This is a genomic window from Thermoanaerobaculia bacterium (assembly GCA_018057705.1).
Classification (GTDB): domain Bacteria; phylum Acidobacteriota; class Thermoanaerobaculia; order Multivoradales; family JAGPDF01; genus JAGPDF01.
This window is the reverse complement of the sequence record JAGPDF010000136.1, coordinates 1-4222: the sequence shown is the minus strand read 5'-3', so window position 1 is coordinate 4222 and position 4222 is coordinate 1. Positions and strand designations below refer to the sequence as shown.

3 protein-coding genes are annotated in these 4222 nt (G+C 73.0%); all 3 read left to right on the top strand.

Going from position 1 to position 4222, the window contains the following annotated elements; translation table 11 throughout:
• A partial coding sequence (locus KBI44_20975; protein MBP9146958.1) for a hypothetical protein occupies positions 1 to 1062 on the top strand: 1062 nt, incomplete at its 5' end.
• The gene (locus tag KBI44_20970; GenBank protein ID MBP9146957.1) at positions 1059 to 3266 is read left to right on the top strand and encodes a glycosyltransferase; all 2208 of its coding nucleotides are present in this window, start codon (positions 1059 to 1061) and stop codon (positions 3264 to 3266) included. The genes KBI44_20975 and KBI44_20970, both read left to right, overlap by 4 nt.
• A gap of 9 nt (positions 3267 to 3275) precedes the next feature.
• The coding region (locus KBI44_20965; protein ID MBP9146956.1) for a hypothetical protein at positions 3276 to 4222 on the top strand (947 nt) is incomplete at its 3' end.

The following is a 4222-nucleotide window of genomic DNA, read 5'->3' as shown; positions in this document are numbered from 1 at the left end:
GAGACCGGCGCCAAGAGCGCCCGGGTTCGCCTCGGCGGACTCGCCCTGCTCTCCTGCTTCTCCAGCTGGACGAAGGGCCTCGTCGGCCCGCTCGTCGTCGGCGGCGCCCTCTTTCTGGTCGAGCTCGCCGTACCTCGCGAAACCGAGGCGGAGCCCGCAACGCTGCGCCGGCGCCTCGCCCGGGCGATCGTCACCGCCGGGGCAGCGACGCTCCCGGGCCTGCTCTTCTATCTCGCGTGGCTGCTCTTTTCTCTCGGCTCGGTAGGGGATGTCCTCTATTTTCTCGGGATCGATCTCGCAAGACGCTCCGGCGCCGGGCTCGATCCGCTGCATCTGCAGCCCCCTTCCATCTACATCCGGGCCGCGATCGAGAACTTCGGCTATTTCGCCCTCCTCGCCCCCCTGGCGCTCGCCGTGCGTCTGCTGCGCTCGCGCCGCGACCCGGGAGTCGCCGCGACGCACGACCGCCGGATCCACTCGACGCTCCTGCTCTGGATCGTCGTGACCTTCGTGCTCTTCGCCATCCCCAGCTCCCGCCTGGTGTGGTACGTCTTCCCCGCCTATCCCGCACTTGCCCTTGCGACCGCGCTGCTCCTCGATCAGGTGAGGTCGCTCCTCGTTCGCTGGCGCGGCGGCCTCGCCGCGTTCCTGCTGCTGCTCGCCCTCCTGGGCGCGGCCCGCATCGAAGCGCTCGCCCGGGCCTGGCCGGAGCGCGAGCCGCACAGCCTCGGCGCACTGCAGCGGTTCCTCGACTCCGAACCGGACGCGCGCGCCTTCGTCGAGAGGGCGCTCGGACGCGGTGCAGAAGACGGCCACCCGGTGGCGCAGTGGCACCGCCACTATCTTCGCCGCTTCCCGCCGCTCGACGGGCGCGCCCTGCCGGCGGAGGCGCCGCCTTGCAGCTTCGTGGTGACCGCCGAACCCGCCGCCTGGCGCCCACTCCTCGGGGACCGCCTGGCCGGCGTCACCGGAGTTCGCGGCGAGCTCCCGGGGCAGCTCAAGCTCTTCGTCCTCGACCTGTGCGGAGGGCGTTTCTCCGGCGGCGCGCAGAGCTCGCCGTGACGTCCGACGCGAGGCGCCCGGGAAGCCGCGGTCTCGGCGACGAGGGCCGTATCGACGTCATCGTGCCGGTCTACGGCGCGCCGGAGGCGCTCGAACGCTGCCTCGCGAGCCTCGAAAGACATGTCGATCGCAGCCGGCATCGCCTGCTGCTCGTCGTCGATGGACCGCAAGAGGAGGCCGTGGAGCTCCTCGTCGCCCGCGCCCGTGAGCGTTTCGGCGCCCCGGCGCTCGACGTGCTGCGACAGGAGGTCCGGTCCGGCTATCCGGCGGCGATCCACCGCGGGCTCCTCGCGGGTGAGGTGGAGTCCGGGGGTGCGGGGCGCGACGTCGTCCTGCTCAACAGCGACACGGTGGTGACGCGCGGCTGGCTCGACCGGCTCGCCGCAGCGGCCGCCAGCGCGCCGCGCATCGGGACCGTGACGCCGTTCACCAACAACGGCACGCTCGCCTCGCTCCCGCGGCCGTTCGAGATCAATCGCCTGCCGACCGGCTTCGACGTCGACCGCTTCGCGGCGCTCGTCGAGCAGTCGTCGGCACGGCTCTACCCGCGCATTCCCACCGCGGTCGGATTCTGTTTCTACGTCAAGCGCGCGCTGCTCTCGGAGATCGGCTCCTTCGACCGCGTCGCCTTCGGGCTGGGCTACGGCGAAGAGGTCGACTTCTGCCTGCGCGCCGCCGCCGCCGGCTGGGAGCACTGCCTCGACGACGCGACCTTCGTCTTCCACGAAGGACAGCGCAGCTTCGGACGGACGCGCGACCGGCGGGTTCGCCAGGCCGAGCGCACCCTGGCCAGGCGCTACCCTGACTTTCGTGCCCGCCTCGCGGCATGGATGACCGAGGATCCGGTCGCCCCGGCGCGCCGGCCGATCCTCGAAGCCCTGCGCAGCGCGAGCGCTCCGCCCGCCGGCCGATCGCCCGCCGCGCCGCCGCGCGCGGCCGTCGTCCATCTCGTGCACGGCTGGCCGCCGGAGAACTTCGCCGGCACCGAGATGTACGCCTGGTGGCTGGCCCACCAGCAAAGGGCGAGTCGGCCGGTCGCGGTCTACACGCGTTCCGCCGATCGCCAGTTCGCGACCGGCACCGTGATCGAGCTCGACGATCTCTCGATCCGCGTGCGCGCGCGGGTGAACCACTTCGACCAGCGCAATCCGCTGCGCAGGAACGGACTCTACGATCGCGGCGCGCGCGTCGACTTCGCGCGCTTCCTCGACCAGACGGCTCCGGACCTCCTGCACATCCATCATCTCGCCGGCAACGGCTTCGCGCTGGTCGACGAAGCGCGCCGCCGGCGACTGCCGCTCGTGTTGCAGTTGCAGGACTGGTGGCTGCTCTGTGCGCGGGCCAACCTCCTCGACCGCGACCGCCGCCTCTGCCCGGGTCCCACTCCCGGGCGCTGCAGCGCCTGTCTGCCGCTCACCCGGCTGACCCCGTCGGCGGGTCTGAACGGCAGGCTCAACCGGACGCTCTACCGCCTCCGCGACCGGCGGGCGCGCAGCGTGCTCGCCGCGGCCGACGCCCTCGTCGCCGGCTCCTCGGCGATCCTCGATTCGTTCCGCGCGCTCGGCTGGCTGCCGGACCGCGTCCCGGTCCACCTCGTGCCTTACGGCGTCGAGCACCCGTCACGACCGATCGAACCTCTCCCCCGCGTGCCGGGTCTGCCCCTGCGGCTCGGCTTCATCGGTTCGCTCCTGCCGCACAAGGGCCTGCACGTCGCCACCCGGGCGCTCGCCGGCCTGCCCGCGAGCGCCGTCACGCTCGAGGTCTGGGGAGACGCGGCGCACGACCCGGATTACGTTCGCGAGGCCGTCGCCGCAGCCGAGGGCGGTGCCGTCCACCTGCGCGGGCGCTTCGCGGAGGAGGAGCGCGGCGCCATCTACGCCGGCCTCGATCTGCTGCTCGTGCCCTCGCTCGGCCTCGAGTCCTACAGCCTGGCGGCGCGCGAAGCTCTCGCAGCCGGCCTGCCGGTCGTCGCCAGCCGCCGCGGCGCGCTCGCCGAGCTCTTCGTCGGTGCCGAAGCGTGCGGCGGACAGTTCGATCCCGATCGCCCGGAGGAGCTGCGTGCCTGGCTCGAGCGCCTGATCGCCGACCCGCGACAGATCGCGGACTGGCGGCGCCATGCGCCGGCCGTGCCGACTCTCGCCGGGCACTTCGCGGCGCTCGAACCGATCTACGACCAGGTCCTGGCCGCCCGCCGGTCGCGCTAGGCTTCCCGCATGCCCGGCCTCCTGCCAGCGCGCCTCGCTCTCGCCGCGCGGCTGCTCGCCGCGGAGGGACCGCGATCGCTCGTCGAACGCTGGCGCGATCGGCGGCGCGACGAGGCGCGGAGCCGACGTTTCACGCTCGCCGATACCGCGACACCGTTGCCACCCGGCGCGCGGTCGCCCACCCTCTGGTTCCTGCCGTTTCCGATGCAGCGTCGGCGCGGTGGCGCGGCGATCCAGCTTCTGGTTCGCCTCGAGGAGCGCGCTGCAACCGAGCCGGTCGCCGTCCTCCAACGCCTGGGGGACCGCTTCCGCTGCGAGCTCTGGGGGCGCGGCGTCGAGCGACCCCTGGCGCTCGAGTGGCTGCGGGAGCGGTCGGACGACGCCGCGGCTCCGGCGTTTCTCGATGACTCCGCCGGGCCGATCCTGAGCGAGGCCGCGCGCTGGGTCGGCGCCACGCGATTGCATTTCGAGAGCCTGGTCGATCTACCGCTCACGCTGCCGATCGCGCTGCGCGAGCGCGGGCTCCCCTTCGGCATCTCCGCGCACGACTTCGCGCTCTACTGTCCGCGGCCACATCTGCTCGAAGAGCCGTCCGGTCGATTCTGCGACTTCTCGGCCGACCCGTCGCGCTGCAGCCGCTGCCTGGCAGCGAGCTGGAGTCTGCGCCCCGGCTTCCAGGAAGAACGTCGCGCGGTCGCCCGCCGCCTCCTCGCGCTCGCCGACCGGGTGGAGTTTCCGTCCGAGTCGACGCGCCGCGAGCACCTGCGGCTCTTTCCCGAGCTCACACCGGAGCGCACGCGGGTGATCCCGCCCCACAGCCTCGTCGAAGGGACGCCACACCGAACGGTCGAACACCCGCCGCGGCGCATCGCTTTCGCCGGCGCCGTCCACCGGCACAAGGGGGCGCTCGAGTTCGAAAGCGTCGTGCGCCGGCTCGAAGCGCAGCAGCCGGGCCG